This window comes from Chitinophaga japonensis, assembly GCF_007830125.1.
In the GTDB taxonomy this organism is placed as follows: Bacteria; Bacteroidota; Bacteroidia; order Chitinophagales; family Chitinophagaceae; genus Chitinophaga; species Chitinophaga japonensis.
Genome location: NZ_VLLG01000004.1, coordinates 1,007,947 through 1,026,677, shown reverse-complemented (window position 1 = coordinate 1,026,677; position 18,731 = coordinate 1,007,947). Strand labels below are relative to the sequence as shown.

15 protein-coding genes are annotated in these 18,731 nt (G+C 54.5%); 2 read left to right on the top strand and 13 right to left on the bottom strand.

Annotated features, from left to right (window positions below):
- Window positions 1-19 precede the first annotated feature (19 nt).
- From LX66_RS21250 to LX66_RS28575, 13 genes are all read right to left on the bottom strand, one after another.
- Window positions 20-3,343 carry a baseplate J/gp47 family protein gene (locus LX66_RS21250; RefSeq protein ID WP_145717284.1) on the bottom strand — a complete coding sequence of 1,108 codons (3,324 nt, stop codon included), beginning with the start codon at window positions 3,341-3,343 and terminating at the stop codon, window positions 20-22.
- A 3-nt stretch (window positions 3,344-3,346) separates the two neighbouring features.
- Window positions 3,347-3,748: a GPW/gp25 family protein gene (locus tag LX66_RS21245; RefSeq protein WP_145717282.1), complete on the bottom strand. Its 402-nt coding sequence runs from the start codon at window positions 3,746-3,748 to the stop codon at window positions 3,347-3,349.
- 26 nt (window positions 3,749-3,774) lie between these two features.
- Window positions 3,775-4,065, bottom strand: a complete 291-nt coding sequence (locus LX66_RS21240) for a PAAR domain-containing protein (RefSeq protein ID WP_145717280.1) — start codon at window positions 4,063-4,065, stop codon at window positions 3,775-3,777.
- 7 nt (window positions 4,066-4,072) lie between these two features.
- A complete protein-coding gene (vgrG, locus tag LX66_RS21235; protein WP_145717278.1) occupies window positions 4,073-5,815 on the bottom strand; it encodes a type VI secretion system tip protein VgrG in 1,743 nt (580 codons plus the stop codon).
- Complete coding sequence (locus LX66_RS21230) at window positions 5,812-6,594, bottom strand: CIS tube protein (RefSeq protein ID WP_145717276.1); 783 nt, start codon at window positions 6,592-6,594, stop codon at window positions 5,812-5,814. The genes vgrG and LX66_RS21230 overlap by 4 nt, the downstream gene beginning before the upstream one ends.
- Entirely contained in the window at window positions 6,595-6,777 is a 183-nt protein-coding gene (locus LX66_RS21225; protein ID WP_145717274.1) for a DUF5908 family protein, read from the bottom strand.
- 10 nt (window positions 6,778-6,787) lie between these two features.
- Window positions 6,788-7,300: a phage tail protein gene (locus LX66_RS21220; RefSeq protein ID WP_145717272.1), complete on the bottom strand. Its 513-nt coding sequence runs from the start codon at window positions 7,298-7,300 to the stop codon at window positions 6,788-6,790.
- A gap of 5 nt (window positions 7,301-7,305) precedes the next feature.
- Entirely contained in the window at window positions 7,306-7,737 is a 432-nt protein-coding gene (locus tag LX66_RS21215) for a phage tail protein (RefSeq protein ID WP_145717270.1), read from the bottom strand.
- A 41-nt stretch (window positions 7,738-7,778) separates the two neighbouring features.
- A complete protein-coding gene (locus LX66_RS28505) occupies window positions 7,779-9,800 on the bottom strand; it encodes a phage tail sheath C-terminal domain-containing protein (RefSeq protein WP_145717268.1) in 2,022 nt (673 codons plus the stop codon).
- Between the two features lie 51 nt (window positions 9,801-9,851).
- Complete coding sequence (locus tag LX66_RS21205) at window positions 9,852-11,315, bottom strand: phage tail sheath family protein (protein ID WP_145717266.1); 1,464 nt, start codon at window positions 11,313-11,315, stop codon at window positions 9,852-9,854.
- A 24-nt stretch (window positions 11,316-11,339) separates the two neighbouring features.
- Complete coding sequence (locus LX66_RS21200) at window positions 11,340-12,092, bottom strand: hypothetical protein (protein WP_145717264.1); 753 nt, start codon at window positions 12,090-12,092, stop codon at window positions 11,340-11,342.
- A 9-nt stretch (window positions 12,093-12,101) separates the two neighbouring features.
- Complete coding sequence (locus LX66_RS21195) at window positions 12,102-12,701, bottom strand: DUF4255 domain-containing protein (protein WP_145717262.1); 600 nt, start codon at window positions 12,699-12,701, stop codon at window positions 12,102-12,104.
- A gap of 177 nt (window positions 12,702-12,878) precedes the next feature.
- On the bottom strand, window positions 12,879-13,520 hold the full coding sequence (locus LX66_RS28575) for a LuxR C-terminal-related transcriptional regulator (RefSeq protein ID WP_317130584.1): 642 nt from the start codon (window positions 13,518-13,520) through the stop codon (window positions 12,879-12,881).
- A gap of 236 nt (window positions 13,521-13,756) precedes the next feature.
- Here LX66_RS28575 and LX66_RS21185 point away from each other — a divergent pair, with 236 nt between their 5' ends.
- Both LX66_RS21185 and LX66_RS21180 read left to right on the top strand, forming a co-directional pair.
- On the top strand, window positions 13,757-17,080 hold the full coding sequence (locus LX66_RS21185) for an eCIS core domain-containing protein (protein ID WP_145717260.1): 3,324 nt from the start codon (window positions 13,757-13,759) through the stop codon (window positions 17,078-17,080).
- Window positions 17,058-18,638, top strand: a complete 1,581-nt coding sequence (locus tag LX66_RS21180) for a hypothetical protein (RefSeq protein ID WP_145717258.1) — start codon at window positions 17,058-17,060, stop codon at window positions 18,636-18,638. The genes LX66_RS21185 and LX66_RS21180 overlap by 23 nt, the downstream gene beginning before the upstream one ends.
- Window positions 18,639-18,731 lie beyond the last annotated feature (93 nt).

Sequence of the window (18,731 nt, the reverse complement as noted above, 5' to 3'; positions counted from 1 at the left end):
GATGAATAGTTTTTATTTTTTATGAAATAGTTACAAAGTCAAGACCTATGATCATTTTGCCAATTCCTATTACCTGCGTGCCCTGGCAGAAGGTGTCTTCCGCCTGCAGGGCTTCTATGCGATGGTAAAGGTTGGAAACCAGGATACTGTCGGGCCTTGTGGCGGCAGCGGTTTCCACCGGTTCGCCCACAATGAAGTCTGCATTAATAGCTTTACCTCCTGTTTGTGCACCGGTGACAGCGTCCAGCAGGGTGGCAATGGTAGCTTCAGGGCTGTAGCCCACTATAAAGTCATGGCCTATGACCATGTTGTTAATACCGTCCCCTGTAAGGCCGCCCTGGTGCTGGTGGTATAGCTCAAACCCTACTACATTGTCTACATACTCCCGGCTTTCAATGAAGGCCTGTATTTCGGAAGCATACACCTGGCCGCCAAAAACAATATCCTGTCCTTCTTCATAGGCCCAGGGGCTTAGGAATTTCTTTACCTCTGTTTCCAGCACAGCCGCATAATAGCCTGGATCAAAGGCGGCATGGAAATTCACTTTGCAATGCACCAGCAAGGTCTCATACACTGGATTTGCCACCTGCAATTGCACAAAGGGATCGCAGCACTGTTGGCTGATCGTTGTCGCCATTTCCCTGAGCTGGTACTGGTTGACCATAGGCTGCAGCGGGCTGCCTGCTTTGCGCCTGCGCCAGTCGGGCACTACTACCACTTGTACCTGTCCGGGCATCAGCAGTCCTTCCGTACCGGAATGAGACAAACATTTTACCTTATAGATGTCAGGGAAATATTCCAGGAACAGGTGCTCATAGTCGCCTGCCGTGGTAGCCCTGTTTTTGTGACGCAGGCGCTCGCTTACCCTGCGGTAATACGCGCTGTCTACTTCCTGGTTGCGGCCTCCAAAGGAAGGATAGGGCTGCAGCACTTTTTTTATGGCAGGCACCTTCTGCACCAGTTTTCCAATGGCGCCAGCCGGCAGGGGAGCAGACAGGTGCTGTTCATATAATGCGGATGTTTCGGGCAGCAGTACCAGGGTGGCCCTGGCTGCCTGTGTGGCAATATGCTGTATCCCGCCGGCGCCGTCCTGGTTGTCGTTTACGCTTACCCGTAGCCAGCGGGCGCCGGCGGGCATCAGGCTGTGCTGCAGCGATGCATCGGCGCCTATATTGAGCCGGATCAGTCCCGGTTGCTGCAGGCCGCTGGTGCTGTCTTCTATAATGTCCGCTGCCTGTACGGGTACCCAGTTGTTACCGGCCAGGTAGCTCCAGTGCAGGTCCTGGGTGCCCAGCAGCTCGCTGCCTACGGCATTCCCTTCTTCTACCTGGAACAGCATGGAAACAGTTTGCGGTACATCGGCCTGCTGCAGTCCTATATACAGCACTCCTTTACCGGGCTGCGGCTGCACCAGTACGGCTTTGTCGTTCTTTCCCGTTTCGGCGGCTCCAAACACGTCCAGGATAAAATACTGGTCTGTGCCATTGGGAGTTCCGGGCGAAAAAACTTCCCTGGCAGTATAGTCCAGCGAAATGGTTTTCAGCACAGGCGTATAGGGAGGTTTGGGCAGCACCGGTTTTGGGCCGTTCTCATGCTTGCTTAATGCGATCACCTTTTGCGTATAGACGCCCGGGTACACTTTATGGCCAAAGGCTTCAAAAGGCCCCTCGTCCGGCAGGGGCACATTGGCGGGCCCTGTTAATACCAGCCGCAGAAATCCCTGGTGCAGGGTGTTATTGAATTCACCGGGCAACTGTAAACCGGGGCTTCTTTTAAAAGGCCTGTTAGCTGTGAGGTTGGCAAAATCGCTTTTATTTACTTCCAGGCTTCTTGCTTTGGTGGCGTCGCTGGTATCAAAGATCGCAATGCCTGCATGCAGGCCGGTATCCCAGGTTTTACCGGACAACAGCTCCATGTTCACTTTAAAGCTGCCATTCTCTACGTTCAGGCTATCGTAATAAGTACGGTAATAGTCTACCAAATTATCCGGCGGGTCTTCCCAGTGAAGCTGTACGCTAAGAGAAGTGAGCGTTTTGCTGAAGATCTCCGCGCTGCCTATATAAAAGCCGGACCCTATTGCGGGGAAGCTGCCGAATGGCAGAATGGGCTTATCTACCGGCTGAATGGACTGGTCATTCTGCAGCACCAGGTTTTTTACCCCGCTTACGGCCACCTCTATGCTGATGCTTTCCGTGCTGAACTGTGAGAGTGTTTCCAGCAGGTAGCTTTCCGGCAGCAATTGCACCCGTATTACCGGCCATGGTGTTGCCAGGTGCGCCTGGTGCACCGTTTCGCTGTAAGCTGTTACCGGGGGGGCGGTATTGCTAAGGGAAACGGTCATTCTCAGTTGGAAGATATCATTGAGGGCATCTAACTGTACCAGTTGGGCCTTCAGGATATTGTCCGGCTGCAGCCATTCTTTTTCCGCGCTCAGCCCCACCTGCAGCGCGCCTGTAATATCCAGCGGTTCCTCAAGGTCATCTATCACCACGGTGGCGCCTTCCATATTTTTTAAGTCTATGCTGAGCGTAATGACGCGTGTGCCTTCTGCCAGCAGGAGCACGGGCGAGGCGATGGCCCAGCCAAAGCAGGCCGCCTCCATGGACCGGGTTTCCGGGGAAGAAAGCAGTTGACTGCTGCCAAAAGGCTTCCAGGCGGTGGCCGTACTGTTTAATACGGTCCTGGCATCGGCTGCTTTAAATACAATAGCGTTGCCATTGGTGTTAACATCGGTATAGCTGGACCTTACTTCACTGATGGTGGTTTGCGTTATTACCAGCTCGCTGTCCAGCGCATATTGCAGGAGAGCGCCGGTACCTGTTTTACCCGCATCCAGCAGTGTGCCGGCGTTCAGTAATACGGGCTTTGCGTTTTTGGCGGGCTCAAACAGCACATGCACCTGGTCAGGACGTGCAGCTTTCCTTGCTATCTGCAGTACATCTTCATAGTAGTATTTTAAGCGCCGGCTGGTAAGTGCGTTCATATCCTGCTGCACATAGGAGAAGATGTGCAGGAAGGCCAGTAGCAGGGCCAGGTGCGGGGGCAGGTCATCACGGGTCTGTAGCAGGTTGCTTATTGCTGCATCTGTAAGCGTATCCGGCAATACGGGGCTGCCGTGGTGCAGCAGCTCAAAGAACGGCGCCCAGTTACCCTGCAGTTGCAGATCCTGGTTATAAAAGCGGATATGATGCGATAGCGCATAGAGAAAGCGCAGCAGGTCGCCCATAGAGCGATCGTCTATTTTTAATTTACCGGGGTCCAGGGCCGCCTGGGCGCGTTCCAGTTGGTTCACGCCATCGGCGGCTAACAAATACTGCAATATGTTTTTTTCAGTGTTTGTCATGCGTTATTTCTCGGTTAAGTAGAAAGGATACACCAGGTTGTTGCGCGTATTGGTGCTCCTCACTGTATAGTCTATATGTATTTCCACTTTCCCTGTTTCCCCTTGCGCGGGGAGCAAGCGGACCTCATTCAGGTCTATCCTGGGCTCAAAGAACAACAGGGCGGTCTCAATTTCTTTTTCTATGGCCGTGGCGGCGGTAGTGGTCATGGATTCAAACAGCCAGCCTTCCTTTCTCCATCCGAAACCGGGTAGCATCACGCGCTCACCCAGTTCGGTGGATAATACTACTTCAATGCTGCTGCGGATATTCTCTTCCCCATCCAGCATTTGCACGGTTTTCTGCTGCCGGTCAAAAACGGGAGGGAAGCTCCATCCACGGCCAAGGAATGTATTGTCAGTTGCCATTGTATTTTTTTGTTAGTGGTGAGTGATCAGCCGCCGATCATTACGGTGGGACAGCCAGCCACAATGCTGCCGCCGTGCGCCGTACTGTCGCCCATACGGGCTGCCGGCGCTCCGCCGATCATAACAGTGCCGGAGCCCTTTACCACGGTATCCGGCGGGCCGGTGCAGGTGCACATATCGCCCATACGCAGGGCGGGCATACCACCGATCATCACGGTGGGGCATCCCGGCGGCAGGGCCGGACCGCCCACATGCGGCACCGTGCCGGTCACCATCGGGCATACATGCATATCGCCTACTCTTGCTGCCAGGGACATTTTTTAATCAGTTTATTTGTACCATACTGCCTTTTATCACGGTTTGCCCGCTCGACTTCAGTTCTGCGCCTGCACTGCCTTCCAGCTTGCACTGCGCGCCGGCCTTGGCCTCCAGGTTTGTTTTGCCATCCATTTTGATATTGCCGGCTGCTTTCAGCACAATGTCCTTTGCGGAATCCAGCGTAATGCCGTCTGCAGAAAGGACCAGCTTATTCCCATTCTTATCCGTAAGGCTCACTTCCCCTTTGTCCTCGTCCAGCAGCAGTACATTACCGGCCGGCGTATCTATCGTGATGTTCTTTTTATCGTCGTTAAATAAAATGCGCATGCCGCTGCGGGTAAAGAAACCTTTCTCGTGGTTGTCGTCGGCTGCCGTCAGCGGCGGCGCTTTGGCGCTGCTATGCAGGGCGCCCAGCACTACTGCCTGCCGGGGATCGTCGTTCAGGAAGCCCACCACCACTTCATCGCCGATCTCAGGCAGGAAGAAGGTACCGCGGTTGTCGCCGGCATCCAGTGTTGCCACGCGCGCACGGTTGCCTTCCCCGTCGGGGCTGATGGATGGTATTTTTACGCGAATGCGCGCCTCATTGTCCGGGTCTCCTTCAAGGGCCGTTACCACGGCGGTATGCAGCCCGTTAATGCCGGGCAGGAGCGCTGCTGCCGCTGTTGATTGTGTTTTAAAGGATTCTGTATGCAGGCGGGCCGGCAGGCCCAGTTGCAGATCGGTCAGCCAGTTGCTATGACTGATCTCGTGCCGTATACCACTTACCCAACCATTGCCGTTGAACCGTGTGCCCAGTCCTTCCAGTGCTACCGTAATGCCGGGCAGCGCGGTGGCAAAGCCCTGAACGCTTGCCCTGCCGCAAACAAAGGCCATCCTGCTGCGCAGCAGGCGGGCATCCGCCCATTGCTGCGCTTCTTCTTCGGTAAGATGTCCCGGCTGCCGCAGGGTATAAGCCGGCGCTCCGGCGGCAGTGCCCAGCGCGGCAGGGTCCAGGTTACCCGGTGTTACCCAGCCCGGATCATTGGCTTCTGCTTCCAGCAGCTCCTGGGCCGCGGGGTCCCAGGATTGTGCTTTTACACTGCCGTATTGCTGGCATCCGTCTATTTCTGCATCAAATTCAACGAGGTTGGTGCCAAAACGGAGTGTAGCCGCCGGCGTGGTTGCCAATACGGGACTTTGCATGTCTGTTTTATCCCCGCGTGCAATGACCACCGCGCCGGCGGCTTCTGCACGGCTTACCAGGAAATCCCAGTCTGTACAGTCATACTGCACCATTTCAGCGTGCGTTACGGGCGTATCCCCGATAGTGCCGGTAAGGCCGTAAGCATCCAGCAGGGTGCCGGCAATGTCACTATCTTTTACGTCCTCAAACAATTGGCTGTTACGCGCAATGGTCATCAGTACGGCCTTATGCCGGCATTCTACCTGCAGTTCTGTTCGCTGCCGCCGCACGCGGAGGGAATGGCGGGTAACGATGCCTTTAAAAATGGAAGCTTCAATGCCGTGGTAGCCGGCCAGTATTTCCACCTCGTTGCCGGGCACAAACAGGTCCTCGCTGCTGGCAGGCCAGTCGGCGAGGGCGGCATCGCCGTCCGCCAGGGAAATATAGGCGGCCGGTATGCGGTTGACCTCGTTGTGTACGGACAGGGCGTATACCGGGATGGTGCCGGGTATAGGTTCCCCGCCCACTTTAATGGTAAAGCTAACGCGGCTCGTGTCCTGTTCTATAGGCAATAATCCGGTCATGGGTTTGATTTTTGGAGCGGCGGGAAGAAAACGGCTTTCCCGGCCCTGAGCTTACGGAAGTTGAATATTTTATTGGCCCGGGCTACTTCCAGGTAATAGTCCGGCTTGCCGTAAATTTCCTGGCTCATCAGCATCAGCTTGTCCTCCGCTATCACGGTTCGGCGGTGGGTAAGGTCCGGGGAGCTTTTCTTGTCCCGGTTTTCCCGCACTACTGCCGGGATGGATTCCTGGAAGCTGGCCCTGGCTTCCGCCCGCAGCGGGGTGCCGTCCGGTTTGAACAGCTTGTAGGTGATGGCCAGGCTGGTAAGCACACCATCAAATTGCTGCGTGCCCCAGCTCAGGCGCAGGCGCCTGGGCCGGTGGTCCGTGCCATTGTAGGCATATACCACTTTTGAGAATTTTGCCAGCTCGGTATTTACATCATAGTCTGTCGGGCCGCCGCCTATCAGGCCGGCTACGGCGCCGGCTATGGGAATATTGTCCAGCGGGCCGGCTGGTGGGGGTACTACGCCGGTGCCGTCAAACAGGAAGGTGAATTCCGCCGTAGGATTGGCGCTTCCCAGGTACCTGGCCTCCGCCCCCGGATCGCCCTGGGCCGGTTCCAGGTTATAATTCACCTGGTAATTGACCGTATAGCTTTCGGGGTTCATCTGTACTACATACATGTCGCCGGGCTTGTTGCTTGGCTTGGGCGGGGTGGTGGTGCTGGTGGGGAAGATCTCCAGCACGGTAATGGTCATTTTAACCAGCTTGCCCGTATCAAATAAAGCATCCAGCATTTATCGCTCTTTTTGTTTTTTAATGATTTTCAGGACCTCTTCGGCGCATAGCGCTATAATGGTCTGCAGCTCGCTTTCGCTCAATGTGCCGGACCTGCCGGTGGCGCCATTGCCGGCGGCGCTGCTCCGCGGGATCTCCTCCACCCGCGCTTTGATAACCAGTTCCCTTACTTCAATAGGCATATGCTGCAGTTTAAAACCCGATATTGATGTTGGCGGATGCGGAAAGCCCTGCCGCCAGGTCCATTGTTACGCTCACAGGATCATAGTATTTGAAATACTGATAGCTCAGTACCAGCGTTTGCACCACTATCTCGTTATTCTGCGCATTAAAGCCGGATATATCCAGCCGTTTGGGTATGGCGTTGACCAGGTACCAGTTGTACAGCGGTACATGGTCGGCATTCATCAGTGAGATCAGCACATTGCTGGGCTTGAATCTGAACTCATCCGTAGCCTGGCGGCACCAGTGCAATATGCCCGATCCCAGGAACTTGCCCTGCTTCAGGGTAACATCGCCATATTTGGTACGTACCGGCAGGTTATGCACAAAGCGATGCTCTCCGCCTTCGGCTTTGGTCTCCATTTCTATATCTACGCTCAGGCCGGATACTTCCTGGAAGCATACGTCGTTGGGAAATTGCGGGAAGATCTCAAACAGCACCGCGAAATGGAAACCTACCTGTGGTGTATCAAAGGCCGACATATGGCTTAGTCATTTTGAATGGTCAATCCTTCGTGCGCCAGCTCTATGGACTCAATGGCCACCTCGTTGCCATCTGCCTTCAGATCGGTGGAGCTTACCTTAATGGGCCATGCGTTTTTCACCTTCCATACCACCACCGGCTCATGCTTTTCGTTCAGCAGGCTGATGGTCACGTTGCGGCGCTCAATAGTGTTGAGGGCTACTGTATTCCACCAGTTATAGAAATCGTTGTCGCCCTGGAAAGTGCCCCGTTTGCAGGTGATGTTGCTGTACTTCTGCATACCCGGCATTTTTATTTTGGTGTATTCAGGGCTGGCCCCATGGCGGTATTCTATCGGGTCTGTCTGTACATCCAGGCCGGAAACTTCAGTGAACCCGAGGCTAGCACCACCCCATTCTACCTGGAAGTGGAATTTAGGAAGCGGATAGTTTGCCATTATTTATCAGTTTTTGGTTTTTATGAAATGTTGGTATTTAATTATGATTCCTGCATTTTATGTGAGAACCTGAGCACAATGAATTCAGCCGGGCGTACCACGGCCATGCCTATTTCCACGATCAGCCTGCCTTCCAGTATATCCTGCGCGGTCATGGTCTCATTCAGCCCTACCTTTACATAAAAGGCCTCTTTGGTGGTAGCGCCTGCCAGCGCGCCCTGCCGCCATTGAACGGTCAGAAAGTTCTCTATCATGGCGCGTATGCGCACCCAGGTATTCGCATTGTTGGATTCGAAAACGAAAGGCTCCGAGGCTTTCTTCGTAGATTCCTCTACGTAGTTGAAGAAGCGGCGAACGTTGATATAGCGCCATTCATTGTCATTGCCGGCCAGTGTACGGGCGCCCCATACTATCACGCCTTTGCCAGTGAAGGCCCGGATGGCGTTCACGGATTTCCCGCTTTCGTGCACGTTCAGTGCGCCCTGCTCGCTGTCGCTGAGTTTGTAGGCGGGGGCGATCACCCCCTGCAGGCTTATATTGGCGGGGGCTTTCCACACGCCGCGGCTCCTGTCTGTAGCCGCATATACGCCGGCCAGGGTGCCGGATGGCGGCAGCAGGGTAGTGTGTTGTTGTACCCGCTCCAGCGCGCCTTTGAAAAAGGGATGACGGTCGAACAGCGCCTTCTCTGCCAGGTCGGTGCGGTAGATCGCGTCTTCCGCTATGCCGGCATATGCTTCTGCAATGGTATTGAAAGCAGTTTGCAGCAGGCTGGAGTTGGCAGCGTTATGCGCGGTTACAACATCAGTAGCGCCGGAAAAGTCGGTAGCGTCTGCGGGAACAGAGACGGAAGTTTCGGTCACGGGCTCCAGCCAGTCGTTGTCTAATCCTGCGTAGTCGTTCTCTACATCATCCACGATGCGCGCCGGCAGGGTGGAACTGAGCACATCCGCATTTTTCTCAAATGCCAGCAGTTGAGTAAGCCCGGTGCGCAGCGCTGCGGTGGCTTTGAGCGCCGCCAGCCTGGCCGTCAGCTCCGGGGAATTACCGGCATCATCCTCCAGGTCGGGGAATGATAGCGCGATGAGGCGGACAAAGTTTACCAGCAGGCCGAATGCCATTCTCGCATCATTGGCGGCCGTCTGGGTAAGCACCGCATTCCGCAGTTGCTCAAAACGGGCATTCAGCGGGTTATAATTGCTCCTGTTAAAGCCTGCGCCTGTTATCTTGGAGAATATCCGCTGTTCTTCGGCTACCCTGGTTTTTGCCGTGGTGTAATAACCATCCAGCGTGGCGTCGCCGGTCATGGTGTCCAGGGTGGCCTCCGGCACTGCCACAGGGGGCGCTGCTTCATCCACGATGGACAGTTGCCAGAACCGTATATTCTTCTGATAAGTAGTATACAGCCAGGGATAGTAAGCGGCGCCATACCGGAGGTGCTCATTGCCCGCCTCGTTGCGGAACTGCAGCAGCGGCTGGTCGGGGGGCAGGTTGCCTTCAAATATGTCCAGTATGGCGAACCGGTCCTGCAGGCGGGCGCATTGCTCCATCATTTTTTTGTGCAGGGTGCCGGCGTCCGTTTCGTCCGGCAAAGCTGCGCCATCCGGTACTACCAGCAACGTCGGCTCATCCACCTTTTCCAGGGAACGTAGTCCGCCCAGCAGGCCGGTAGTATCATTTCCTATGGCAACTGCCGTGGTAAAATTGCCGGTGCTTACAATGTAGCAGGGGCCGCCGCCATTATCAAAATAGCTGCGCAGCGCATCAAAGAGGTAATATCTTTTTATGCCGGGAAGGGTGGGCGGGTCAATGCCAAGTATGCTGAAACCAGCGCCGGTGTCCACCTGTACATGATAAGTGTCCGGCACATAGGCGCCCCCGAACAGCTCCGTAAAATCCAGCATGGAGGAAATGCGGACGGGTTTGTTAATGATCGTGGCGCCCTTCGCATCCACCGTATTGGCGGTGTGCCCGACAAAGGCCGGTACGGCAGTTGCTACAGCCGCTACCGAAGGCGGGAACAGCGCCATTTCCTCTACGAATACGCCGGGTGTTTTATAATCCATTTTTCTGCATTTTTTTGGTTTGGGTTTTGTTTAGGCGGGTAAGCCGGTCATTCAGCTTTCCTGCATTTTGTGCGAGAACCTGAGCACAATGAATTCCGCCGGGCGTACTACCGCCATGCCAATTTCAACGATCATACGGCCCTCCAGTATGTCCTGCGCGGTCATGGTCTGTCCCAGTCCCACCCTTACATAAAAGGCGTGCTCCGGTTTAGCGCCTGCCAGTGCGCCGGCCCGCCATTGCAGGATGAGGAAGTTCTCTATCATGGCTCTGACCTTTACCCAGGTATTGGCGTCGTTTGGCTCAAAAACGAAAGACTCGGTGGCTTTTTTAGTGCTTTCCTCCACCATGTTGAAGAAGCGCCTTACGTTTACATAGCGCCATTCATTACTGTTGCCGTCGAGCGTGCGTGCGCCCCATACCAGTACACCCTTGCCGGTGAAGGACCGGATGGCGTTTACGGATTTGCCGGTGGTGTGCACATTCAGGTTTTCCTGGAGGGCTTCATCTATGGCTACCGTAGGCCGTTTTACGAAGTTCAGGCTGGTGTTGGCGGGGGCTTTCCATACGCCCCTTGTAGCATCTATGCCGGCATATACACCGGCCATGGTGCTGCCGGGTGGAAGTATCAGTGGCATGGCGGCGATGGATGCCTTTACCTGGTGATACAGGTTGTTGGCAAGATGGTATAATGACCGGGTCTCATCCGCCTGGCGCAGCCTGGTATCCGCAGGAACAGCAGCAGCCGGCCCTGACGGAGTGGCGGAGAGCGATCCCGTAACGGCAACGGCCGCCTCATCGTAGTTGAAGCTCAGCGATGTTTCCAGGTGCGGGTAGTAGGCAGCACCGTACAGCAGGGAATTATTACCTATCAGGGTGCGTATGCCGATTGCATTATCGTCTATCACGTTGTTGGTGGCGGCAGGAGCAACGGTATAATCGAGGTGTCCGTTGTAAACATCACAGATAGTAAAGCGGTCTTTCAGCTCATTGCACTGCGCCAGCGCAGCTTTATATACATTGTAGAAGGCGTCGGCCGTTGGCAGCGACTGCGCATCCGGGAACACCAGGAGAGTAGGCTCATCCTCTTTGGCGATGGCTGCCAGCCCGGCGGTATGGTGGGCGGTAGTGGCCGGCGATGTATTATCCGGCCCGATGCTTACCACGTAGCAGGGGCCACCGCCATTGGCAAAATACATTTGCAGCGCATAGTACATGCGGTAGGTGGCCGCCGCTGCCGGAGGCGCTGGCGGAGTAGCCACAAAATTTCCCTGGGCGCCATTCCAGTTTACGGCCACTGTGAATGTTTCGAGCCGGGTGCCGAATATGGCCTCGTATTCCACCATCGAGCGGATGCGGATAGGTTTGTTTACGATGGAGGCTCCGCTCAGGGTAGTATTGCGCGTATAACCGATGAACGCAGGAATAGCGGTTTCTACCTGCGCCACGGATGGAGGAAATTTGGGCACCTCGTCAATATATACGCCGGGCGTTTTGAGGTCTGCAAGGTTTAACATGTGTAGTATGATTTTATACGTTAATCAGGTACTTAAAAAATTAAGGTTGTATATCCTTGGCTGCAGGGGCAAATGCCATGTGTCGCGATGTATTTCGATAATGCCGTCAATGCCGGCCAGCACGGCTTGTTCATTCACCACCACCGGTTCTTCCACCGGGCTGGCCCCGTCCAGCTTTACGAGGTAGGCGCCGGCCGGCTGCTGCCTGAAGTCCAGCGCAGCCCTTGTTTGCGTGCTTTCCAGCGCTTGATTGATAGTATAGCTGACGGCTGCTCCGGCCTGTATCCTGCCGGCGCGGATGAAGGTAAAAGTGCCGGGCGTAATGCCTGCAGACAGCAGGAATGGGCTTACAGCCCCTCTTTCTGCATTGCCGGCCTCCGTTGCTGCGGTCAGGGATACCGCGTTCCCGCTCAGGTTACTGTCTATAGCGCCGCTGCCGGAAACGTTGTTGGCGTAAAGTATCTTTCTGCCAAACTGCTGCTTCCCTTCCCTGAAGAAATCGGGGAGCGCCGCTGCGTTTTTGTTAACTGCCAGCCAGAAGGCAAAAACAACCGGCTGGGACAGGCTTACCAGGGGCGCCCAATTGCCGCCGTCCGGCTTTTGCTTAACAAAGGCGCTTGTCTGGCTGCCCATGCTTTTGGTCAGCAGGCCGTAGCGTGCAAAGGTACCGGTATCCGGCGGTGCAGGGACCAGGCGCAGGCGGTCGCCTGCATCCTGCCCGTTTATGAGCAGTTGAATGGTGAATTCGGGGTGATATCGCCATGCCAGCGTTTCCATTTTTACTGATTATGCTGTTGTGTTAAATGACAGGGCCGCGGTATTGAGGTTGATCTCCTGGATAATACCCGTATCCGCTACCGGGGCATCCTGTATAATGGCCAGCCGCATTTTGTAGATCACGGAAGGGATATACTTGCCGCCCATGACGCTCCATATCTGGTTCAGCTCCTGGAAATCGGTAGAGTAGAGGTCAAAAACCAGCTTGCTTAATCCCAGGGTGCCCAGCACCGGCGTATCTGCAGGAGTAAATACAAACTGGCGCTGGAAAAAGGCGATCACCTGCGATATGCGTTGCAGTGCCGTGGTGTAATTGTTTTTGTTGGCCCCGAAGAGCACATATACGTTCAGGTGTATCTCAGGCTGTTGCTCTACTCCCTGCGGCAGCCCCTGTGCATCTGCGATGGTGCGCCTGAAAGGGATGTTGCGCAGGGATTCCTCCTGTTCGATGTTGATTACCGAAGCAATGATCTTATCATTTACGTTCTGCGATGAGTTGTCATGAAAAGCATCTGCAAATGAAATATTGCCTAACATAACGTCTGGCTCAAGGGTCCCGATATAGGTGTTCAGTTTGCCGGTAATGGCATTCAGTATCTGGTCGATCATTGGGGCTAAGATTTAAAAGGGTTGACCGGAAACTTTTATGCAGGCCGCCTGTATAGCTGTGCAAATAGGGAAAACAACATTCTACAGTTGCCTGCAATGGAAAAGCTTGCTACAAAGATCAGCCGAAAGCGAACACCAGACATCCATGAAAGAAATGATTCTCAAAAATCCCGGTATTCATGGATAGGCGTAAAGCTGGCGTACCAGGGCTTCCCTCACCAGGCCGGCTGTATTCTTTACACCCATCTTCTGTATCAGGTGCAGGCGGTGCGTTTCTACTGTACAGGAGCTGATGTATAGTTTACTGGCTATTTCCTGGGTAGTGTTCTCCTCAACGATCAGGCGCAGCACTTCCTTTTCCCGGCGGGTCAGCGCGCCGCCGTTATTTTTTTTTTCGTTCACGTCCAGCAGGTAGTCCGCAAGGTGCTGCCGGATCCGGGGATCAATATAAACGGTATGCGCCTGCATCCCCCTGAGCGCCTCTTCTATAATACCAACCGTGCAGGAGGGCAGCAGGTAGGCCGCTATGCCGGCCTGTATGAACCCTTTGATCGTTTTGGGGTCTTTGCTGTCATAAAAAATGATCACTTTCATCCCGGGAAATGCCTGGGTCAGTTGCCGGCAGCCTGCAAGCGCATCCCAGTCGCTGTCCGGGTGCTCCAGCCACAGGTAGTCCGGCGCCGTACCGCCGGGGTCCGGGATTGGACCGGATATTGATTCGCTTTGTGTAATTACTGCATTTTCCCTGGCGGAGAGTAACTGCTTTAAGCCGGTCATTAACAGTGTAGGACCGCCAGCTAGGTGGTGACGGATAGTCATGTTCTTTTGGGGTTTATAATTTCGCCCTAAAGATATTGACTTTTTCATTAAATGATAGCAGGTATTAATACGCAAAAAAGGCCGGACACAAAATATCCATATAAACATGGATATTTACAGGCGGCGCATTACCGGAAACGCCAATTCAATAACTTTGCTGCTACAAGTTGCGCCTGCAGCCGCATACCGCTGCAATAAGGCCCTTAATACCCCTAACCTCCAAAGTAAAACCCGGCATGCATACAACAGGAAAAATAAAGCACACCGATAAAGCAGGTAGCCCGCACGGCGTCTTTTTTCCACCCGCGCCCCAGCGGGTACAAACCAAACTTACCGTAAATGAGCCCGGCGACATCTATGAGCAGGAAGCAGACGCTGTTGCAGATAAAGTAATGACCATGCCGGAAGGTGCCGCCGTACAACGCAAATGCGCTGCCTGCGAGCAGGAGGAGCAACTGCAGCGGAAGGAGGAAGGCCCGCCGCTGAACGATGAAGTAACCGCTTCGCTGAACAGCAGCAAAGGCGGCGGGCAACTGATGCAGCACGAAACCAGGGACTGGATGGAAAACCGCTTTGGCACGGACTTCAGCAGTGTAAGGATCCATACGGACAGCCGGGCCGTACAGCTTAGCCGTGACCTGAACGCGCACGCTTTTACCCATGGTACGGATATCTATTTCAACCAGGGGCAATACTCGCCCGGTAGCAGCGAAGGCCGTCGCCTGCTGGCGCACGAACTGACGCACGTGGTGCAGCAACGGGGGGATGAGCTGGGCAGGAAAAAAAAGATACAGCGGGCGGCCGCCTACTGGATGCCCCGGCACCAGACCGGCGATGATGTGCACGATGAGGTGCTGCCTGCCATGGGCACGAAGAACAGCGCCAAAAACGTGTATTCGGAAGTGCCGGTGCCGAACGCTACTGCCGGCGGGGTAGACCTGGCGGGCACAGGGAAGATCGGCTATGCAGACCTGCTGACCACCAATAACAATATCCTGGTAGGTGTTTACAAAGTTGGAGAGGGCGAGCTGCGGAACATTGCTGATGAAAAGCTGAAGAAGCAGATATTTTTCAATGGGAAAAAATTCAGTAAGGAAAAGTTCAGGAAGCATACCGCGCCATTATGGAACGACCATCTGAAAACGCCCGTCAACCTGGGCAATGTGCCTACCCAGGTTGATGTTGCAGACCTTAAACCTTATGAGCAAAGCATCATGTCCGCCGGCGTTACGCAAACCGGTAACTACGAAAAAGGGCTGCTGGAGGTCAAAGACGTGGTGAATGGCATCAGCGGGCCCGGCACCTGGACCCTCAATGTTGGCAAGCTGTCCGGGCTGGATATACCGGACCAGTACAAGTTCCCTTCAGCCTCGGGCCAGGCGTCCAAACAGTTGCTGATCACCTTCAGCGGCATAGGCAGCCTGCTGAGCGCATTAAAGGCGGGCGGCCAGTTGAACAGGATACGGGAATATGAAACCATCCGCAATAATAACGTGGAGCCCGGGAAGCTGTATGTGGTCGAGGAAGCAAACGGCATTTACGCCTATGCATATGTGCCGGACTACTATACCAATCCCGCCCAGTTGGCAAGCATGCCCGGCGCTACCGGGCTGCCGGCAACGCCGCCGTTCTCCACGCTGATGCAAACCGTGGAGCAGGATATAAAAGGCCGGCTGCGCGGTACTTCATTTGCCCTGAAAAAAGCAATGCCGCCGCAAGCAAAGCCTGCCCCGCCTCCGCAGCCAAAACAAACTCCCACCGTTCAGCGGAAAGAGAAACATTATGAGGAGAAGTTCGAACTGGATAAATGGGAGAAATCCCTGGAGGGATACCAGGGAAAGTTTGACAGCGCGCTCAAAACAAAGGAAATGCACAACCTTATTACCTATGCTGACAAGGTGCATGCCTACAACGAGTTCAGGAAACAACTGCCCAAGGCAGGCCTGTCTGCACTGAGCGCCGACAATGAAAAGCCAGCCCGCCTGCTGCACTCACTGGAGGTGTGGACCTATCCCGGCGTAGGGGCGCTGGGCCTGTTCCGCAAACTGTTCGGGAAAACGTTTGTCAACATACTCAACACCTACGAGCACGTAAAGGAAAAAATAAGGAAGCTGGCCACCGCAAAAGATGGCGGCTCCGTTTCCGGCATTGCCGCTGCCGCCCTGCGCATTGCGCTGAAGGTGATCAAGCTTATAGGGAACTTTGTTGTTTCAGAATCCCTGCAGTTGGTAAGCGCATCCCTGATGGAGGGCATTTCCAGGAACCTGCAGGCGATGTTCGACAACCTGGTGCCAGAAGAGCTGCAGGCCAAAATAGACGAAGTGGAAAAGCTGAAGGAAAAATATACGGCGCTGGCGGATAAGACCATCGAACAGTGGAAAGAAGGTTTCTTCGGCAGTTGGATAGGCAAGCTGGAAAAAGTAGAGGAAATGCGGCAGGAGATACAGCCCAAGCTGGAAATGATCGAGAAAATGGTACGCTGGGGCGCCGGGATCATTGCCTGCGCCAGCCCTCCCGCTATCGGCTGCTTGTGGAATATCTTCAAGGAGGTGGGCATGTACTTCATTGCCAAGATCATTCAGACCTGCTGGTTCGGCAAGAAAATAATGAAGTTCGTGCTCGGCAATGTGTCATTCATTACAACGTTGCCCCAAAAGATCGCTACCGGCATCACTTCCTATGCCAATGACCTCATCCCGCTGCCCAAAGGAATGGAGAAGCTGTTTGCGCCTGTTAAACCGGTGGATGTGAACAAGGCGGAAATTTCCTGCAGCGATTTTGGCGAAGGAGGTGGAAGCGGGGATGGCGGCCAGCGCGGCGAAATATGGGATATCATTGACGAAATAGGAGAGGAGAAGTTCAAAGCTTTCCTGGAGATGATGAACAAGCGCGGCGCTGGTCCCTGGGTGCTGCTTACGCCTGAAAGACTGAAAAGCATTAAGGACGACCTGATCAAAACAAATATCGCAGACCTGCAGCAACTGGCTGCAGGCGAAACACCGGAGAACGGCGTGCCTGTAAACATCGCTACCCTGCTGAAAGATATTTCCCGGTACACGGCCCGGGAAAAGGCGGTGAAGGAAGAATTTTTTGAAGAAAAGAAAAAGCGCGAGGAAGAAAAGCATGGAGGAGAAGATGGTGCTGCCGGTAAAGGAACGGGAGGGGACAAGGCTGGTGGAGGCGATGGCGGCGCCACCACCGGTGATACCGCCACTAAGGCGAAGAAATACAGCGGCACCCTGAAAAAAGGCACCATGAAAGGAAGCGGTGAAGGCCTTAGCGCCGGGTATGCGGCCACCGCCTACACCAAAAAGCTGAACCCCGGTGACAGCATTGACAAGCCCGTGCAGGTGGACCTGCGCATTTATAAGTACGAGGGAGGCGTATTGAGCGAAATAGTGGAAGCGAACGGGATGTCATTTACCGTGTCGGAAGTAACGGCAGAAAAGGTAACCTTCATACTGGCGGAAGATACATTGATCGAATATGAGAAAAGCACGCTCATCTTCCCCCAGGGAGTAGCAATAAAAGTAAAGCATGCGCACCTCACCTATAAATAAAAGCACTGCCGGGGCATCGCCTGTACCGCAGGGTAACCGGTCTTTCTTCCAATACGGGCCGGGCGGCGCTTTTTTCCGGCCGGCTCATGCTGCAGGCGCCGCCATTCAGAAAAAGGATGGCCCGGGAAAGGAGGATGCGGCCCAAACAGCGGATAGCACCAAAGGCAGGGAGCCTGCAAAAGAGCCGGAAACAAAGATCGGCTTTGGCAGCCTGGGCGTGTTCTGCCAGTTGTTTGACGACCTGGTGCTGCAGTTTCCCGCCCGCTGGAAACAGTCCTACGAACGGGCAAAGCGCGAAGGCACCAACCGGCTTTTTGATCCGGCCTTCGGGAAAAAGCTGATCTCGGACGAGATCATGTCCCTGTGGAATATTTTCTATGCTATCCAGTACAGCACAGGCTCACCCTATGGAAAGGCAGTGGATTTTTCCAAAGGGCTGGAAATGGCGGAGCAGATAACCGGCGTGAGCGATACCTACATACACCTGGTATCCATCGCCCTGCATATGGACATGAAAAAATACCTGTCCGATAAAATACCCGGCTATGCCAAAGAAAACCTGGGCATATTCCTGATATCCGGCGCCCTGCTGCAGGCCGGGCTGGCAGGCGTGAACGCCTTAACGGAGAGCGACGTGGACATTTTCTCACTGGTAGGCCCGGCAACGGCCTCCTTTACGGAAGCGCCCGCGGGCTTGAAACGACCGTCCATCCTGAATAATATCCCGGACCCGCGCTGGAAATATCCCTTCTGGCAGACCCCCGACAAACTGGAGTTGAAATATACCGGCCTGAATCCCGACGCCGGCGCCGCTACCTGGAATCTTTCACTGGGGTTGAATATTGCTTCCATGATGGACCTGTATCCCAAGGATGAAAAGGAGAAAAAGAAGTATAAGGGCTTTGAGCTGTACCCCTATTTCAACTACGTGCACAATGCGCCGGTAGAAGGAAAGCCGGCGCCGGCCGAAGAGCACCGGTTCCTGGCTGGTTTCTTTGCCGGGAATAAGGGCTTTTACACCTTGCTGGAAGGCGGTGCCCGGCTGGATGGAAAGGACCCGAAGGAGGTGTATGGCCGCCTGGGAGGAGTCATGCAGCATTTCGGCCCGCTGTCCCTGCTGCAACTGACCGGGGAGATGAATTACCGGCCCGACAATGACGCGGGCCTGCGGGGCCGTATCAATGCGGCCACTTCCTTCGAGCTGCTGGATAACGACCAATGGCAGTTGAAGCTGGGAGGATCCATTGGCGGACTTCTGCCATCCGGCGAAGCGCGCGGGGCGGTTGATTTCGGCGCCAACCTCCTGCTCAATTATAAATATAAAGGCCTGGCAACCGGCGCAGATGTGACGTTCAATATGGGCCGGCAGGACCCCTTTGACGCCAGCTCGCCCGCTATGTACGGCATGTTGGGAAGACTTACTTTTTTTGACATGCTGAAGATAGGTATGGAGTATTATAAGATCAACCAGCAGCATGACACTTTACCCGATAAGGACCTGAGAGGATTTATCGCCATAGATTTTGCCCCTGTGTTCATGAGGAAAAGAAAGCCATAAATTTTTCACATGCAGACATCATTGCAAGGGCGGATGGAACGCATGCCTCCATGCAACGGCTGCTGGAGCCGCCTGTAAATTTTACCTGGTAAT